Origin of the sequence: Paraburkholderia sabiae, assembly GCF_030412785.1 — a bacterium.
GTDB lineage: Bacteria > Pseudomonadota > Gammaproteobacteria > Burkholderiales > Burkholderiaceae > Paraburkholderia > Paraburkholderia sabiae.
Genome location: NZ_CP125295.1, coordinates 4,921,537 through 4,937,298, shown reverse-complemented (window position 1 = coordinate 4,937,298; position 15,762 = coordinate 4,921,537). Strand labels below are relative to the sequence as shown.

The 15,762-nt window shown below is 63.3% G+C and carries 12 protein-coding genes; 10 read left to right on the top strand and 2 right to left on the bottom strand.

The genetic code is table 11. The features are described from left to right. Positions 1 to 642: 642 nt before the first annotated feature. On the bottom strand, positions 643 to 1,506 hold the full coding sequence (locus tag QEN71_RS22230) for an endonuclease/exonuclease/phosphatase family protein (RefSeq protein ID WP_201652164.1): 864 nt from the start codon (positions 1,504 to 1,506) through the stop codon (positions 643 to 645). Positions 1,507 to 1,589: 83 nt separating this feature from the next. Between QEN71_RS22230 and rlmD the strand changes: the two genes are divergently transcribed. Next, positions 1,590 to 3,014 (top strand): 23S rRNA (uracil(1939)-C(5))-methyltransferase RlmD, encoded by a 1,425-nt coding sequence (gene rlmD / locus QEN71_RS22225; RefSeq protein ID WP_201652166.1) that lies wholly within the window; start codon positions 1,590 to 1,592, stop codon positions 3,012 to 3,014. Between the two features lie 105 nt (positions 3,015 to 3,119). Here rlmD and QEN71_RS22220 read toward each other — a convergent pair whose 3' ends face one another. Further along, positions 3,120 to 3,977 carry an outer membrane protein assembly factor BamD gene (locus QEN71_RS22220; RefSeq protein ID WP_201652169.1) on the bottom strand — a complete coding sequence of 286 codons (858 nt, stop codon included), beginning with the start codon at positions 3,975 to 3,977 and terminating at the stop codon, positions 3,120 to 3,122. 39 nt (positions 3,978 to 4,016) lie between these two features. Here QEN71_RS22220 and QEN71_RS22215 point away from each other — a divergent pair, with 39 nt between their 5' ends. From QEN71_RS22215 to bktB, 9 genes are all read left to right on the top strand, one after another. Then, positions 4,017 to 5,339 (top strand): RluA family pseudouridine synthase, encoded by a 1,323-nt coding sequence (locus QEN71_RS22215; RefSeq protein WP_201652171.1) that lies wholly within the window; start codon positions 4,017 to 4,019, stop codon positions 5,337 to 5,339. Then, the gene (pgeF, locus tag QEN71_RS22210) at positions 5,336 to 6,175 is read left to right on the top strand and encodes a peptidoglycan editing factor PgeF (RefSeq protein ID WP_201652173.1); all 840 of its coding nucleotides are present in this window, start codon (positions 5,336 to 5,338) and stop codon (positions 6,173 to 6,175) included. Before QEN71_RS22215 ends, pgeF begins: the two co-directional genes overlap by 4 nt. Positions 6,176 to 6,610: 435 nt before the next feature. Next, entirely contained in the window at positions 6,611 to 8,599 is a 1,989-nt protein-coding gene (gene phaC, locus QEN71_RS22205) for a class I poly(R)-hydroxyalkanoic acid synthase (RefSeq protein WP_201652175.1), read from the top strand. Between the two features lie 189 nt (positions 8,600 to 8,788). Further along, positions 8,789 to 9,970 carry an acetyl-CoA C-acetyltransferase gene (locus tag QEN71_RS22200; RefSeq protein ID WP_201652177.1) on the top strand — a complete coding sequence of 394 codons (1,182 nt, stop codon included), beginning with the start codon at positions 8,789 to 8,791 and terminating at the stop codon, positions 9,968 to 9,970. Between the two features lie 171 nt (positions 9,971 to 10,141). Further along, a complete protein-coding gene (locus QEN71_RS22195) occupies positions 10,142 to 10,882 on the top strand; it encodes a 3-ketoacyl-ACP reductase (protein ID WP_201652179.1) in 741 nt (246 codons plus the stop codon). A 148-nt stretch (positions 10,883 to 11,030) separates the two neighbouring features. Further along, positions 11,031 to 11,609, top strand: a complete 579-nt coding sequence (phaR, locus tag QEN71_RS22190) for a polyhydroxyalkanoate synthesis repressor PhaR (protein WP_012400378.1) — start codon at positions 11,031 to 11,033, stop codon at positions 11,607 to 11,609. A 363-nt stretch (positions 11,610 to 11,972) separates the two neighbouring features. Beyond that, on the top strand, positions 11,973 to 13,364 hold the full coding sequence (gene rimO / locus QEN71_RS22185) for a 30S ribosomal protein S12 methylthiotransferase RimO (protein ID WP_201652181.1): 1,392 nt from the start codon (positions 11,973 to 11,975) through the stop codon (positions 13,362 to 13,364). A gap of 2 nt (positions 13,365 to 13,366) precedes the next feature. Beyond that, on the top strand, positions 13,367 to 14,305 hold the full coding sequence (locus QEN71_RS22180) for a sugar kinase (protein ID WP_201652183.1): 939 nt from the start codon (positions 13,367 to 13,369) through the stop codon (positions 14,303 to 14,305). A 147-nt stretch (positions 14,306 to 14,452) separates the two neighbouring features. Next, entirely contained in the window at positions 14,453 to 15,637 is a 1,185-nt protein-coding gene (gene bktB, locus QEN71_RS22175; protein WP_201652185.1) for a beta-ketothiolase BktB, read from the top strand. Positions 15,638 to 15,762: the final 125 nt, after the last annotated feature.

Here is a 15,762-nt window from a genome sequence, read left to right as displayed (position 1 = left end):
CTGCGACGCTAGTCGCGATTTTGGGTTTTGTTTTTGTTTTTGGGTTTTCTCTCGCTGGCATCCGCGGTTTCGTAGCGGTACTTTATGCGTTGCCCCTGTGCGGGGCGGCACCTACTTTTCTTTGCAGCGGCAAAGAAAAGTAGGCAAAAGAAAGCCGCTTTTGTACCTCCGGTGCCTGCCCGGATACCGCTTCGGCACATGTTCTTTGAGCTATCGCGCAGCGACCTCCGCACTCCGTAGAAAGCCCGCAGTCAACCGCGCACAGCGCGAAAACCCAGACACAGTCTGGAGCACATAACGCCGCAATCAGACCGAAGGCAAACACACAAAAACAAGCCGACCGAATGTGCCCCGAGTGGATGTCATCTTTCGCGTCGCGCGCGCGTGACTGCGGGCTTTCTACGGAGTGTTGGCGTCACTGCGCGACAGCTCAAAGACTGTGTGCCGTGGCGTTATTCTGGCGGGCACCGGAGGTTTGAAGCGGCTTTCTTTTGCCTACTTTTCTTTGCCGCTGCAAAGAAAAGTAGGTGCCGCCCCGCACAGGGGCAACGCATGAAGCACCGCTACGAAACCGCGGATGCCAGCACAAAACCCAAAACCCAAAACCCAAAACCCAAAACCCAAAACCCAAAACCACCAACCTCAACCCATTTCAACCACGATGGGCTGATGATCAGAAGCCCGCGTAGCGCTATCAATCTCACACCTTCGCAACCGCCCCTGCAAATCCTCGGTAACGAAAACAAAGTCACACGTCAGCGGCCCATCGGACCACTGGACCGTGTCATAGACACCCGCAGTCATAGGCGGCGTCTGCCCAGGATGCAACGCGGTCCAGGCATCGACGAAAGAGGGACTTCCATCAAGCGGATCCAGCATCCGCCGATAAGCGTCACTGTCGTAAGCACTATTGAAATCGCCACAAACAATCGCACTGACAGGCCGAGCCGTATCGGCAAAAGGCCCGATCGCATTCTCGGCAGGCGCCGGGTTCGCGGCATGAGCAGCCGCCTCCTGCTGCATCTCGCGCAGCCAATCAACCTGAGCAAGCCGCTGCTTCAGCGAATAAAACTCGAGATGAGTAACAATCACCCGTACAGGCCCGCCGGGCGCGCGAAGCACGGCCTCGAGCGCGACACGCTGCATCGACGGCGCGTCGGGATCGGCGGGCCACGGCAGTGAATGCCGGATCACGCGCTCGACGGGCAAACGCGTCGCCAGCGCATTGCCGAACTGCCGGCGCGGCGCGGCCGGCGCATCGAGCTTGAGCGGCGCCAGATCCGCGCCGATCGCGCCCAGCACCGTGTAGCCGGGCAGCAGATCGGCCAGCTCGGCGAACTGGTCGTCGCCGGGATGACCCGCCAGCACCGAAAAGCCTCGCGTCACTTCCTGCATGCACAGCACGTCGAAATCGGCGAGCCGCCGTGCTTCGTCGATCGTGCGCGACAGGTTCACGTCCCCGTGCGCACTGCGTCCCCACTGGACATTCCAGCTGATCAGTCGCATCGTCAAATCTCCGTCGGTGTGTGTCGTTCGTCTACAATCTCGTGTTTGGTTCCACTTTTACAGAGTCTTTCAGGAAGTCGCAGGTGTCCGAAACTGTCCCCCACATTGGTAGAACGCGCTCGTCCAGAAAGGGCAAGCAGGCGCGCGAAGACGCTGCCGCCGGCCCGTTCAAGGCGCCCGAACTCGATATCGACTCGCTCGACATGGAAGCGCGCGGCGTCGGCCGCACCGTCACGGAAGACGGCTCGCCCGGCAAGGTCATCTTCGTCGAGGGCGCGCTGCCCGGCGAACGCGTCACCTATTCGAGTTATCGCAAGAAGCCGAGTTTCGAGCAGGCGCAGGTCGTCGATATTCTTAAAGAGAGCGTGATCCGTACCCGCCCGCAGTGCAAGTTTTTTGGCACGTGCGGCGGTTGTTCGATGCAGCATCTCGACGAACGCGCGCAAATCGCTGTCAAGGGCCGCGTACTCGAAGACAATCTGATGCATCTGGCGAAGCTGCGCCCCGAAACCGTGTTCCGTCCGATCCACGGTCCGACATGGGGCTATCGCTATCGCGCGCGCCTCACGGTGCGCCACGTCGCGAAGAAGGGCGGCGTGCTGGTCGGCTTCCACGAGCGCAAGAGCAGCTATGTCGCCGACATGACGAGCTGCGAAGTGCTGCCGCCGCACGTGTCCGACATGCTGGTGCCGCTGCGCCACATGGTGGAAGCGCTGTCCATTCGCGACCGCATGCCGCAGATCGAACTGGCCGTCGGCGCATCGGTGACGGCCCTCGTGCTGCGCATCCTCGAGCCGATCAACGCCGCCGACGAACAGCTGCTGCGCGATTTCGCCGATCAGCACAACGTGCAGTTCTGGCTGCAGCCGAAAGGACCGGATACCGTTTATCCGTTCTATCCGCTCGACAAGCCGCTCGACTACTCGCTGCCCGAGTTCAATATCCGCATGCCGTTCCGTCCGACGGACTTCACGCAGGTCAATCACCAGATCAACCGCGTGCTGGTCGGCCGGGCGCTGCGTCTGCTCGCGCCCGCAAAGACTGACCGCGTGCTCGATCTGTTCTGCGGCATCGGCAACTTCACGCTGCCGCTCGCGCGGATTTCGCGCGAAGTGGTGGGTATCGAAGGAAGCGAAGTGCTGACCTCGCGCGCGCTCGACAACGCGAAGGAAAACGGCGTCGACAGCCACACGTCGTTCGCGTGCCGCAATCTGTTCGAAGTCACCGCCGACGACATCCGCGCGCTCGGCCACTTCGACAAGTACCTGATCGATCCGCCGCGCGAAGGCGCGCTCGCGGTATCGAAGGCGCTGGCGGACATCGCGCAGAGCGGGGAAGGGCCGCTGCCGAAGCGCATCGTCTACGTGTCGTGCAATCCGGCGACGCTCGCGCGCGACGCGGGCCTGCTGGTGCACGAGGCGGGCTATCGCTTGAAGGGCGCGGGTGTGGTGAACATGTTCCCGCATACGTCGCACGTCGAGTCGATCGCGCTCTTCGAGCGGGATTGAGCGCTCAAAGCTGAAAGCGTCCGCTAAATGCGAAGCGGACGCCCAAAACAAAAACGCCACGGCATCAACCGTGGCGTTCTTGCTTGATGGAAGCCGATCAGACGATCAGAACTGCCACCACGACTTTTCCTTGCCGGGACGCGAATGACCCGTGATGTACGGGCTGTCCGGGAAGGTGCCGGCGAGGATGCGCTTGGTGTCGTCGGCGAGTTGCGGCTGATCGAGCTTCTGATACGACAGCATCATGATGTGCAGCGCGTCTTCGATCGCGGGCGCGTTCTTGTACTCCTTGATCGCGAGCTGCGCGCGGTTGATCGCGGCCACATAGGCGCCACGACGGTAGTAGTAGTCGGCCGCGTGCACTTCATGCGACGCCAGCGCATTCACGATGTAGCGCATGCGCTGCGCAGCGTCCGGCGCGTACTTGCTCTGCGGATACTTGTCGACCACGACCTTGAACGCGTCATACGACTCGCGCAGCGACTTCGGATCGCGCTCGCTCATGTCCTGGCCCGAGAAGCGGCCGAACAGACCGAGGTCGTCGTTGAAGTGGATCATGCCCTTCAGGTAGTACGCGTAGGGGATGTCCGGGTGATCCGGGTGCAGCTGGATGAAGCGGTTGACGGCCTGGTCGGCGGCATCGGTTTCGCTGTCCTTCCAGTTGCAGTACGCGACGTTGATCTGCGCCTGCTGCGCGAAGTGGCCGAACGGGTCGCGGCCTTCGAGCGCTTCGAAGTATTTCGCGCACTTGCCGAAGTCCCCGCCGCTCAAGGCGTCTTGCGCCTCCGTATATAATTTATTGTTGGTCCACGTGGCCGTTTCGTCCGTCTTTTCCGGCAGGCCATGACAGGCCGCTACCAGCGTTACGGCTGCCATGCAGGCGCCATAGAGGGCCGCTTTCCTGGCCAGCTTGTGGGCCACCGTCTTTCGAACAGTTTGAGTAATGATGTTCAAGGCTCGCATTTTCCAGTCTAGCTTTTACGTCCAGGTGACCCAGTCTCGATGACCCGTTCCAATACTCCGCGTCCCAGCCGTCATTCTGCTCAGCACTCCGACCAGGGCGCACGGAAGAGCAACAAAGATTATAGCCCAAGCGCCGACCGCGCCGACGCATCTGCGGGTGATCCCGCAGCCGCGCCGGGCGCCGATGCACTCGACGACGATCTCGTCGACGAGGCAGTCGCCGGCGAGCCCGTATCCGCCGCTGCGCAAGGCCGGGCGGGGCGCGCGGACGAAGCGCCGCGCGTCGTCACGGTGCCGTCCGAACTGGCCGGCGAGCGGCTCGACAAGGTGCTCGCCAAAGTCTTTCCGGAGTTTTCACGCAGCCGGCTGCAAAGCTGGATCGAGGCGCAGCGTGTGCGCGTCGACGGCCAGCCCGCGAAAATCCGTCAGCCGGTGCCGCTCGGTGCGTCGATCGAACTCGTGCCCGATCTGCTGCCCGAACAGCTCGCGTTCACGCCGGAACCCGTGCCGCTCGATATCGTCTACGAAGACGACGCGCTCGTCGTGATCAACAAGCCGGCCGGGCTCGTCGTGCATCCCGCGGCGGGCAACTGGAGCGGCACGGTGCTCAACGGCCTGCTGCATCGCTATGGCGACGCGGCCGCGGGCCTGCCACGCGCTGGCATCGTGCATCGGCTGGACAAGGAGACGTCGGGGCTGATGGTGGTGGCGCGTACCCTCGAAGCTCAAACCGATCTCGTGCGCCAGCTGCAGGCGCGCACCGTGAAGCGCCGCTACCTCGCGCTCGTGTGGGGCAACATGCCGGAAGACGGCACGATCGACGCGCCCATCGGTCGCGATCCGCGCGAACGCACGCGCATGGCCGTGGTCACGGGCGCGTCGGGCAAGCCCGCGCGCACGCACTTCCGGCGCATCGATTCGACCGTGTGGGAGCGGCAACCCGTGTCCGCGATCCACTGCGATCTGGAGACGGGCCGAACCCATCAGATCCGCGTGCATTGTGCGCATATCGGCCATCCGCTGCTGGGCGATCCCGTTTATGGACGCGCGCGCGGCAAGCGTTCCGTCGCGCCGCTGCCGGGCGGCTTCGCGCGGCAGGCGCTGCATGCGTGGCGGCTCGCGCTGGTCCATCCGAAGACGGGCCGGACGATGCAGTGGCGCGCCGACCCGCCGGACGATATCGCTGAATTGTCCGAAGCATTGGGCCTCGGCCGCGAGCGCGAAGACGAGTACGAGGACGACTACGACGATTACGAAGACGCGCACGACGGCGTCGTCGTCATCGAAGGCGACTACGACGACGAAGGCGATCTCGACGACGACGCCGATGAAAATGCAGACGACAAGGACCATCGCGCATGACCTTACCTGAGCTGACCTTCAACGATGTGCTGCGCCCCGAATGGTCCGTGTCGCCGCGCGTGCAGGCGCTCGTCACGACGCGCAACGGCGGCGTGAGCCTGCCGCCGTTCGGCACATGGCGCGACGGTGTCGACGGGACGGGCGGGCTGAATCTCGGCAGGAAATCGGGCGATGATCTCGCGCACGTCGAAGCGAATCGCGCGCGTCTGATGAAGCTGACGGGACGCGACGAAGCGGCGTGGCTGTCGCAGGTTCACGGCGCGACCGTCGTGAACGCCGACGACGTGCTGGCCGCGGCAAAGCGCGGTGAACCGACCACGGAAGCCGACGCCAGCGTGACCGACCGGACGGGCACGGTATGCGTCGTGATGATTGCCGACTGCATGCCCGTGTTGCTGTGCGATCCGCAAGGCCGGGCAGTGGGCGCCGCGCATGCGGGGTGGCGCGGTCTCGCGTCGGGTGTCGTCGAGAATACGGCGCAGCGGGTCGCGTCGCTCGCGGGCACTGACATGTCAGCGCTGCATGCGTATCTCGGTCCCTGCATCGGTCCGCAGACTTTCGAGGTTGGACCAGACGTGCGTGACGCCTTCATGAAGAGTGTCGGCGGCGCACAACGTGACGAAGTCGCCGGCGCATTCGTCACACATCCGACCAATGCGGGCAAGTACCTCGCGGATCTCCCGCAACTCGCACGATTTCGCCTGGCTCAGATCGGTATCACGAACGTGGTCGGTGGCGATCACTGCACGGTCACCGAACGCGAGCGTTTTTACTCATATCGACGCGATCGCGAGACGGGGCGAATGGCCGCATTGATCTGGCTCGCGGACCATTGATCGGTCGATACAAGACCACCTAAGTCCCGCTGCGCAAAGACAATTTTGGTGCACGCGAGTCGATGCGAAACTATCTCGCATGCGATCTTATGCTGCACTGCGCGAACCTAAGAAGACCTACGCGGTTGCGCAGTGCATAAGCGTTCCGCGCATGACTGACATGTCAGACGAGCCCGCCCAGACGGGCTCGTTTTGCATTGCACAGCACGATCGTTCTGCAGAAGTCGGATAGTGTTGAAATACATCGGGAAAACGATAATGAAAAAAATATCGCACTGCGGCAAAATCGGGAGCAAGCATTGACATGCCTTGCGATGGGGCGCAAGAATGTTCTCCACTGGGCAAGGACGTAACGCGGTCGCGATGCAGTCGCTGTTCCCGCGCGAGTACCTGCCTCTCAACCCGTCCGCGAGGACATTTCGGTCAAAAGCAGGCATGGCTGCATCTCACACTTCCTCGACTTCTTCTCGCACGGACACCTCGTCGGACCGCACGCAGCAGCAAGCGAATGCGGCAGGGGTGCAACAATGGTTCGATGCCTGGATGAACGCATGGCGTTCGCTGGGTGCGCAAGCCGCAGCGAACGGCAACCCTTTTAGCGTTCCTTCCATGCCCGACTTCGCGAAAGCGGCGGCGGCACAGGCAGGTTCGGGGCCGTTTTCGAACCCTTTCCTCGAACAGATAGCCAAACAGTTTGCGCAGGCTCAAGGCCAACCGAACGGTCAGGCTGCCGGCCAGCCGTTCAATGCCTTGTTCGGCCAGGCATTCGGTCCTCAGTTCGCGCAACAGTTCACACAGCAGATCGCCGGTTTGAAAATGCCGAGCGCATCGATTCCGCCGAATCGTCTGCAGCAGTTGCAGTCCGACTATTCGCGTGAAGCGATGCAGTTGCTGCAACAGGCGGCGCAAGCCACGGCATCGGGTATCGAACTCAAGGACCGGCGCTTCAGCTCCGACGCTTGGAAGACGACGCCCATCTACACGTACACGGCGGCGTGGTATCTGCTGAACGCGCGTTATCTGCAGGAACTCGTCGACGCGATCGACACCGACCAGAAAACGCGCGAGCGCATCCGCTTCGCCGTGCAGCAATGGACGGCGGCCGCATCGCCGAGCAACTTCTTCGCGCTGAATCCCGAAGCGCAGAAGACGCTGCTCGAAAGCAATGGCGAAAGTCTGCGGCAGGGCGTGATGAACCTGCTCAGCGACATGCAGCGCGGCAAGATTTCGCAAACGGACGAATCGCGCTTCGGCGTCGGCAAGAATCTCGCGATGACGGAAGGCTCCGTCGTGTTCGAGAACGAGCTGATGCAGCTGATCCAGTACACGCCACGCACGGCGACGGTTCATGAGCGGCCGCTGCTGATCGTGCCGCCTTGCATCAACAAGTACTACATCCTCGATCTGCAGCCCGAGAACTCGCTCGTCGCGCATGCGCTCGACTCGGGCCATCAGGTGTATCTGATTTCGTGGCGCAACGCGGATCAGTCGATCGCTCACAAGTCGTGGGACGACTACATCGCCGACGGCGTGCTGAAGGCCATCGACACGACGCGTCAGATCAGCGGCCGCGAGCAGATCAATACGTTCGGCTTCTGCATCGGCGGCACGCTGCTGGCGACGGCGCTGTCCGTGGCCGCGGCGCGCGGCGAGCATCCCGCCGCGTCGATGACGCTGCTCACGGCGATGCTCGACTTCGCCGACACGGGCGTGCTCGACATCTTCGTCGACGAAGCGCATGTGCAGATGCGCGAACAGACCATCGGCGGCAAGAACGGCACGCCGCCCGGACTGATGCGCGGCATCGAGTTCGCCAACACGTTCTCGTTCCTGCGTCCGAACGACCTCGTGTGGAACTACGTCGTCGACAATTATCTGAAGGGCCGCACGCCGATGCCGTTCGATCTGCTGTACTGGAACAGCGATTCGACAAGCCTGCCCGGTCCGATGTACGTCTGGTATCTGCGCAACACGTACCTCGACAACAAGCTGCGCGAACCCGGCGCATTGACTACGTGCGGCGAGAAGGTGGATCTGTCGCGCATCGACGTGCCGACGTTCATCTACGGTTCGCGCGAGGATCACATCGTGCCGTGGGAATCGGCGTATGCGTCGGTGCCGCTGCTGTCGGGGCCGCGCACGTTCGTGCTCGGCGCGTCGGGCCACATTGCCGGCGTGATCAATCCGCCTGCGAAGAAAAAGCGCAGTTACTGGTCGGTGGCGGGCGACGACAAGTCGTTGCCCGGGAATCCCGACGACTGGTTCGAAAGTGCGACGGAAACGCCCGGCAGCTGGTGGCCCGAGTGGACGAACTGGCTCGAGCAGTACGGCGGCAAGAAGGTGAAGCCGGCGGCGAAAGCCGGTTCCGCCGAATTCCCCGTGATCGAGCCCGCGCCTGGGCGCTACGTGCAGCAGCGCGAATAATCGTTCGGGTACCGAAGCATTCGCGAGCGGTCGCCGCCGAAACGCAATGAGCGACCGCCGCCATACGAACAACGAGTGACGACAAGTGGAGTGAGACAGACGCTGTATCGCAGTAACGCTGACTTGACCGGATTAACAACTTGACGGGCTACTGTGGAGCATGTCGCCGCAGCCCCGGAGGAAACTCAAATGACTGACGTAGTGATCGTATCGGCGGCCCGTACGGCTGTCGGCAAATTCGGTGGGTCGCTGGCGAAGATTGCGGCGCCGGAACTGGGCGCCACGGTGATCCGCGCCGTGCTGGAGCGTTCGGGCGTGAAGCCCGAGCAGGTGAGCGAAGTCATCATGGGCCAGGTGCTGGCCGCGGGCTCGGGTCAGAACCCGGCTCGCCAGTCGCTGATCAAGGCTGGTCTGCCGATGGCCGTGCCCGGCATGACCATCAACAAGGTGTGCGGCTCGGGCCTGAAGGCCGTGATGCTGGCGGCCAACGCGATCATCGCGGGCGACGCGGACATCGTCATCGCGGGCGGCCAGGAAAACATGAGCGCGGCGCCGCACGTGCTGCCGGGCTCGCGCGACGGTTTCCGCATGGGCGACGCCAAGCTGATCGACACGATGATCGTCGACGGCCTGTGGGACGTGTACAACCAGTACCACATGGGCGTGACGGCCGAAAACGTCGCGAAGGAATACGGCATCACGCGCGAAGATCAGGACGCGTTTGCCGCGCTTTCGCAAAATAAGGCGGAAGCCGCACAGAAGTCCGGCCGTTTCAATGATGAGATCGTGCCGATCCAGATCCCGCAGAAGAAGGGTGATCCGCTGTCGTTCGCGACGGACGAGTTCGTGCGTCACGGCGTGACGGCCGAATCGCTCGCGGGCCTGAAGCCGGCGTTCTCGAAGGAAGGCACGGTGACGGCGGCGAACGCATCGGGCCTCAACGACGGCGCGGCGGCTGTCGTCGTGATGTCGGCGAAGAAGGCCGAGGCGCTGGGTCTCACGCCGCTCGCGCGCATCAAGGCGTACGCGAACGCGGGCGTCGATCCGAAGGTGATGGGCATGGGCCCGGTGCCGGCCTCGCGCCGCTGTCTGGAGCGCGCGGGCTGGAGCGTGAACGATCTCGACCTGATGGAAATCAACGAGGCCTTCGCGGCGCAGGCGCTGGCTGTGCACAAGCAGATGGGCTGGGACACGTCGAAGATCAACGTGAACGGCGGCGCGATTGCGATCGGTCACCCGATCGGCGCATCCGGCTGCCGGATTCTCGTCACGCTGCTGCACGAAATGCAGAAGCGCGACGCGAAGCGCGGCCTGGCGTCGCTGTGTATCGGCGGCGGCATGGGCGTGGCGCTCGCGCTCGAGCGTCCGTAAGCAGAAGCGGACGTTTCACGAGGAGGCCGGCACGCGCCGGTGTCCGCTGAAGAGCGGCCGGCGGCGTGGCGCGGTCCGGTGCACGCAGCGCGAGTGAGCGGGTGCGCCGGACATTGGAAGGCGAAGCACGAGGCGGCTGGCGTCTCGTAAAACGATAATGGAGTGTGTTTTATGTCACAACGAATTGCGTACGTAACGGGCGGCATGGGTGGCATCGGCACGAGCATTTGCCAGCGTCTGTACAAGGATGGCTTCAAGGTGATCGCGGGTTGCGGCCCGAACTCGCCGCGCCGCGTGAAGTGGCTCGAAGATCAGAAAGCTCTGGGCTTCGACTTCGTTGCTTCGGAAGGCAACGTGGGCGACTGGGAATCGACCAAGAACGCATTCGACAAGGTGAAAGCGGAATGCGGCGAAGTCGACGTGCTGGTGAACAATGCGGGCATCACGCGCGACGTCGTGTTCCGCAAGATGACGCATGAAGACTGGACGGCCGTGATCGACACGAACCTGACCAGCCTCTTCAACGTCACGAAGCAGGTCATCGACGGCATGGTCGAGCGTGGCTGGGGCCGCGTGATCAACATTTCGTCGGTGAATGGCCAGAAAGGTCAGTTCGGTCAAACGAACTACTCGACCGCGAAGGCGGGGATTCACGGTTTCACGATGGCGCTCGCGCAGGAAGTGGCCACCAAGGGCGTGACGGTCAACACCGTTTCGCCGGGCTACATCGGCACGGACATGGTGAAATCGATCCGCGCCGACGTGCTGGAAAAGATCGTCGCGACGATTCCGGTACGCCGTCTCGGCACGCCGGATGAAATCGGGTCGATCGTTGCATGGCTGGCGTCGGACGAGTCGGGCTTCTCGACGGGGGCCGACTTCTCCCTGAACGGCGGCCTGCATATGGGCTGATCCGTGAGCGTCCTGTTTTGTCGCAGCACGAACAGAGCAGGACGTTGCATGGTTCAGATGTTTCTGGCGGCGTCTGGTACGCGCGGCGACAAGCTGTGCGTGCGGCAGGACGCCGTTTCTGCGCTTCATTCGCGCTCAAAGGCGTTACATGACCACTACTACAAAGAAAACAGCCGAACGACTCATTAAGAAATATCCGAACCGTCGACTGTACGATACAGAGACCAGCACTTACATCACGTTGACCGATGTGAAGCAGCTCGTGCTGGATCAGGAGGATTTCAAGGTCATCGATGCCAAGAGCAACGAAGACCTGACGCGCAGCATCCTGTTGCAGATCATTCTCGAAGAGGAGAGCGGCGGCCTGCCGATGTTCTCGTCGCTGATGCTGTCACAGATCATCCGTTTCTACGGACACGCGATGCAGGGCATGATGGGCACGTACCTGGAAAAGAACATCCAGGCGTTCATCGACATCCAGAACAAGCTCGCGGATCAGTCGAAGGGCCTGTACGAAGGCAAGACGATGAATCCGGAAGTCTGGTCGCAATTCATGAACATGCAGGCCCCGATGATGCAGGGGATGATGACGAGCTATATCGAGCAGTCGAAGAACATGTTCGTGCAGATGCAGGAGCAGATGCAGAACCAGGCGAAGACCATGTTCAGCTCGTTCCCATTCACGCAGCCTGCGCCGCAAGGGAATCCGGAGCCGGAGAAGAAGTAGCAGCGCTGGCGTTTTCCCGCGCACGGTTTTCGATGTGAGTCTGCCCGAGTCTGCCCGGTAGCGAGCCGGGCGGACGGCACGCTGTTCCTGTTTTGCTTTTCGCTCCGTGTCTTTCGCCGGCAGTCCATGGCGGCACGGAAGCAGGGTGGCCGCGCGGCGCCTCGGCGCCCGTCGCCACGGTATAATATGAGGTTGCTTGCGCGGGGCCGCGCCGATCTCCCACAAGATCCACATGGCCCCATTTCGCGACGGCCCTTGCGCCGTCGCACGGTGCGCCCACGTTTGCCGAGATTCCGGCGTGCGGGCTGCACGCCCAAGCCCCACATATCGCGTCACTCATCGCTTCTCGCCGGACCACTCTCTATGTCGCAGACTTCGACCCCCGCCGCGCCGACCGCTTCGATTCCGAAGGTCGGATTCGTCTCACTCGGATGCCCGAAAGCCCTCGTTGATTCCGAACAGATCATCACGCAACTGCGCGCCGAGGGTTACGAAATCTCCGGCACGTATGACGGCGCGGATCTCGTCGTCGTCAACACCTGCGGTTTCATCGACGAAGCCGTGCAGGAAAGTCTCGACGCCATCGGCGAAGCGCTGAACGAAAACGGCAAGGTGATCGTCACCGGCTGTCTCGGCGCGAAGCAAAGCGCGAGCGGCTCGAACCTGATCGAAGAAGTGCATCCGAAAGTGCTCGCCGTGACGGGCCCGCACGCGGTCGGCGAAGTGATGCAGGCCGTGCACAGCCATCTGCCGAAGCCGCACGATCCGTTCGTCGACCTCGTGCCCGCTGCGGGCATCAAGCTCACGCCGCGTCACTACGCGTATCTGAAGATTGCCGAAGGCTGCAATCACCGCTGCACGTTCTGCATCATCCCGTCGATGCGCGGCGACCTCGTGTCGCGTCCCGTGGCCGAAGTGATGCTCGAAGCGGAAAACCTGTTCAAGTCGGGCGTGAAGGAACTGCTCGTCATCTCGCAGGACACGAGCGCGTACGGCGTCGACGTCAAGTACCGCACGGGTTTCTGGAACGGCAAGCCGATCAAGACGCGCATGACGGACCTCGTCGGCGCGCTCGGCGAACTCGCTGCGCAGTACGGCGCGTGGGTGCGTCTGCATTACGTGTATCCGTACCCGAGCGTCGACGAAGTGATTCCGATGATGGCGGAAGGTTCGCTCAAGGGTCACGTGCTGCCGTATCTCGATGTGCCGTTCCAGCACGCGCATCCCGAAGTGCTCAAGCGCATGAAGCGCCCGGCGAACGCCGAGAAGGTCATGGAGCGTGTGCGCGCATGGCGCGAGATCTGTCCGGACCTGACCATCCGCAGCACGTTCATCGCGGGCTTCCCCGGCGAAACGGAAGAGCAGTTCGAAACGCTGCTCGACTTCATCCGCGAGGCGGAACTGGATCGCGTCGGCTGCTTCGCGTATTCGCCCGTCGAAGGCGCAACGGCCAATGAACTCGACGGCGCGCTGCCCGACGAAGTCCGCGAAGAGCGCCGCGCGCGCTTCATGGAAGTCGCGGAAGAAGTGTCGGCGAAGCGCATCGCGCGCAAGGTCGGCAAGACGCTGAAAGTGCTCGTCGACGAAATCAATCCCGACGGCGGCATCGGCCGCACGGCGGCGGACGCACCCGAAATCGACGGCGTGGTCTATATCGCGCCCGCGACGAAGGCGTCGAAGCGCTACAAGGTCGGCGATTTCGTGTCGGTGAAGATCACGGGTGCCGACGGCCACGATCTGTGGGGCGAGGTCTGAGCATGACGTCCACCGCGTCCGCTGGCACGCCGTCCATCCTCGCGCTCGGCGAGGCGATGGTTGAATTCAACCAGTCCGAGAAAGACCAGCCGACGTATCTGCAAGGCTTCGGCGGCGACACGTCGAACTTCTGCATCGCGGCGGCGCGGCAGGGCGCGTCGGCGGGGTTCGTGTCGGCTGTCGGCAACGATCAGTTCGGACGTCTGCTGATCGACTTGTGGCAGCGCGAGCAGGTCGATACGTCGTTCGTCAGGATCGACGATCAGGCGCCGACGGGCGTGTATTTCGTGTCGCACGGTCCGGCTGGCCACCAGTTCGACTATCTGCGCGCAGGGTCGGCCGCGAGCCGTTACGCGCCGCGCGACTTGCCGCTTGACGCGATCGCCGCCGCCAAGGTCATTCATCTGTCGGGCATCAGTCTCGCGATCGGCGTGAACGCCTGCGACGCCGCGCTCGCCGCGATCGCGCACGCGCGCGCGAACAACGTGCTCGTGAGTTTCGATACGAACCTGCGCCTCAAGCTGTGGCCGCTCGCTCGGGCGCGCGCGGTGATGCTCGAAGCGATCCGCCAGACGGACATCTGCCTGCCGAGCTGGGACGACGTCACCGAACTGACGGGCCTCACGGCACGCGACGACATCGTCGATTTTCTGCTCGCGCAAGGGCCGCGCGTGGTCGCGTTGAAGCTCGGCAAGGAAGGCTCGTATATCGCGACGCCGGACGAGCGCCGCGTCGTGCCGGGCCACGTCGTCAACGCCGTCGATGCGACGGGCGCGGGCGACTGTTTCGGCGGCGCGTTCATCGCGCGCATCGTCGCGGGCGACAATCCGTTTCAGGCGGCACGCTACGCGAACGTCGCGGCCGCGCTGTCGACACAAGGCTTCGGCGCCGTCGCGCCGATTCCCGATCGCGCGTCGGTCGAGAAGCTGCTCGGCGCCTGAGCGCAGGCGCCGTCCCACCCAGCCGCATCAGATTCAGCGCGCGATTCCGGCAACTCCGGTATGTTCGAAGACAAGATCACGCACGGCGCCCACGCGGCGCGTGCGATGCAACCAGGATCCAACTGAGACCAATGAGAGGAGCAAGCGATGCAACGTGAAGTGGTGGTAGTGAGCGGCGTCCGCACGGCAATCGGCGACTTCGGCGGCAGCCTGAAAGATTTCGCACCGACGGATCTCGGCGCGCGCGTCGTGCGCGAGGTGTTGTCGCGTGCGAACGTGGCCGGCGACGAAGTCGGCCATGTCGTGTTCGGCAACGTGATCCACACGGAACCGAAGGACATGTACCTCGCGCGCGTCGCGGCGATCAACGGCGGCGTTGCGCAGCACGCACCCGCGTTGACCGTGAACCGTCTGTGCGGCTCGGGCCTGCAGGCGATCGTGTCGGCGGCGCAGAGCGTGCTGCTCGGCGATGCCGACATCGCGATCGGTGGCGGTGCCGAAAGCATGAGTCGCGCGCCGTACATCATGCCGTCGGCGCGTTTCGGCCAGCGCATGGGCAACGCGAGCATCGTCGACATGATGCTCGGCGCGCTGCACGATCCGTTTCAAACGATCCACATGGGCGTGACGGCCGAAAACGTTGCGAAAAAGTACGACATCTCGCGCGACGCGCAGGACGCGCTCGCACTTGAATCGCACCATCGCGCGGCCAAGGCGATCGAAGCCGGCTACTTCAAGGATCAGGTTCTTCCCATCACGATTGCGTCGAAGAAGGGCGACACCGTGTTCGACACGGACGAGCACGTCCGCCTGAACGCAAGCGCCGACGATTTCTCGAAGTTGAGACCCGTGTTCGCGAAGGAAAACGGCACGGTGACGGCGGGCAACGCATCGGGCATCAACGACGCCGCGGCTGCCGTCGTGCTGATGGAGCGCAGCGTCGCCGAGAAGCGCGGCGCGAAGCCGCTCGGCCGGCTGGTCGCGTACGCGCATGCGGGCGTCGATCCGAACTATATGGGCATCGGTCCCGTGCCCGCGACGCAGAAGGCGCTCGAACGCGCGGGTCTGACGGTCAACGATCTCGACGTGATCGAAGCGAACGAGGCGTTTGCCGCGCAGGCGTGCGCCGTCAGCAAGGAACTGGGCCTCGATCCCGCGAAGGTCAACCCGAATGGCTCGGGCATTTCGCTCGGTCACCCGATCGGCGCGACGGGCGCACTGATCACGGTGAAGGCGCTGTACGAACTGCAGCGCATCGGCGGACGCTATGCGCTCGTGACGATGTGCATCGGCGGCGGGCAGGGCATCGCGGCCATCTTCGAGCGGATCTGATCCACTCGTCCGGGACGGCAGCGCTCGCCGCGCCGTCCCGTCTCTGAACGAACTTGCGGTATAACCGGTCGAAGCGGATTCTCGACGTCGCGTACGTCGTCAAGCCGGTTGAAAGGAACACACGG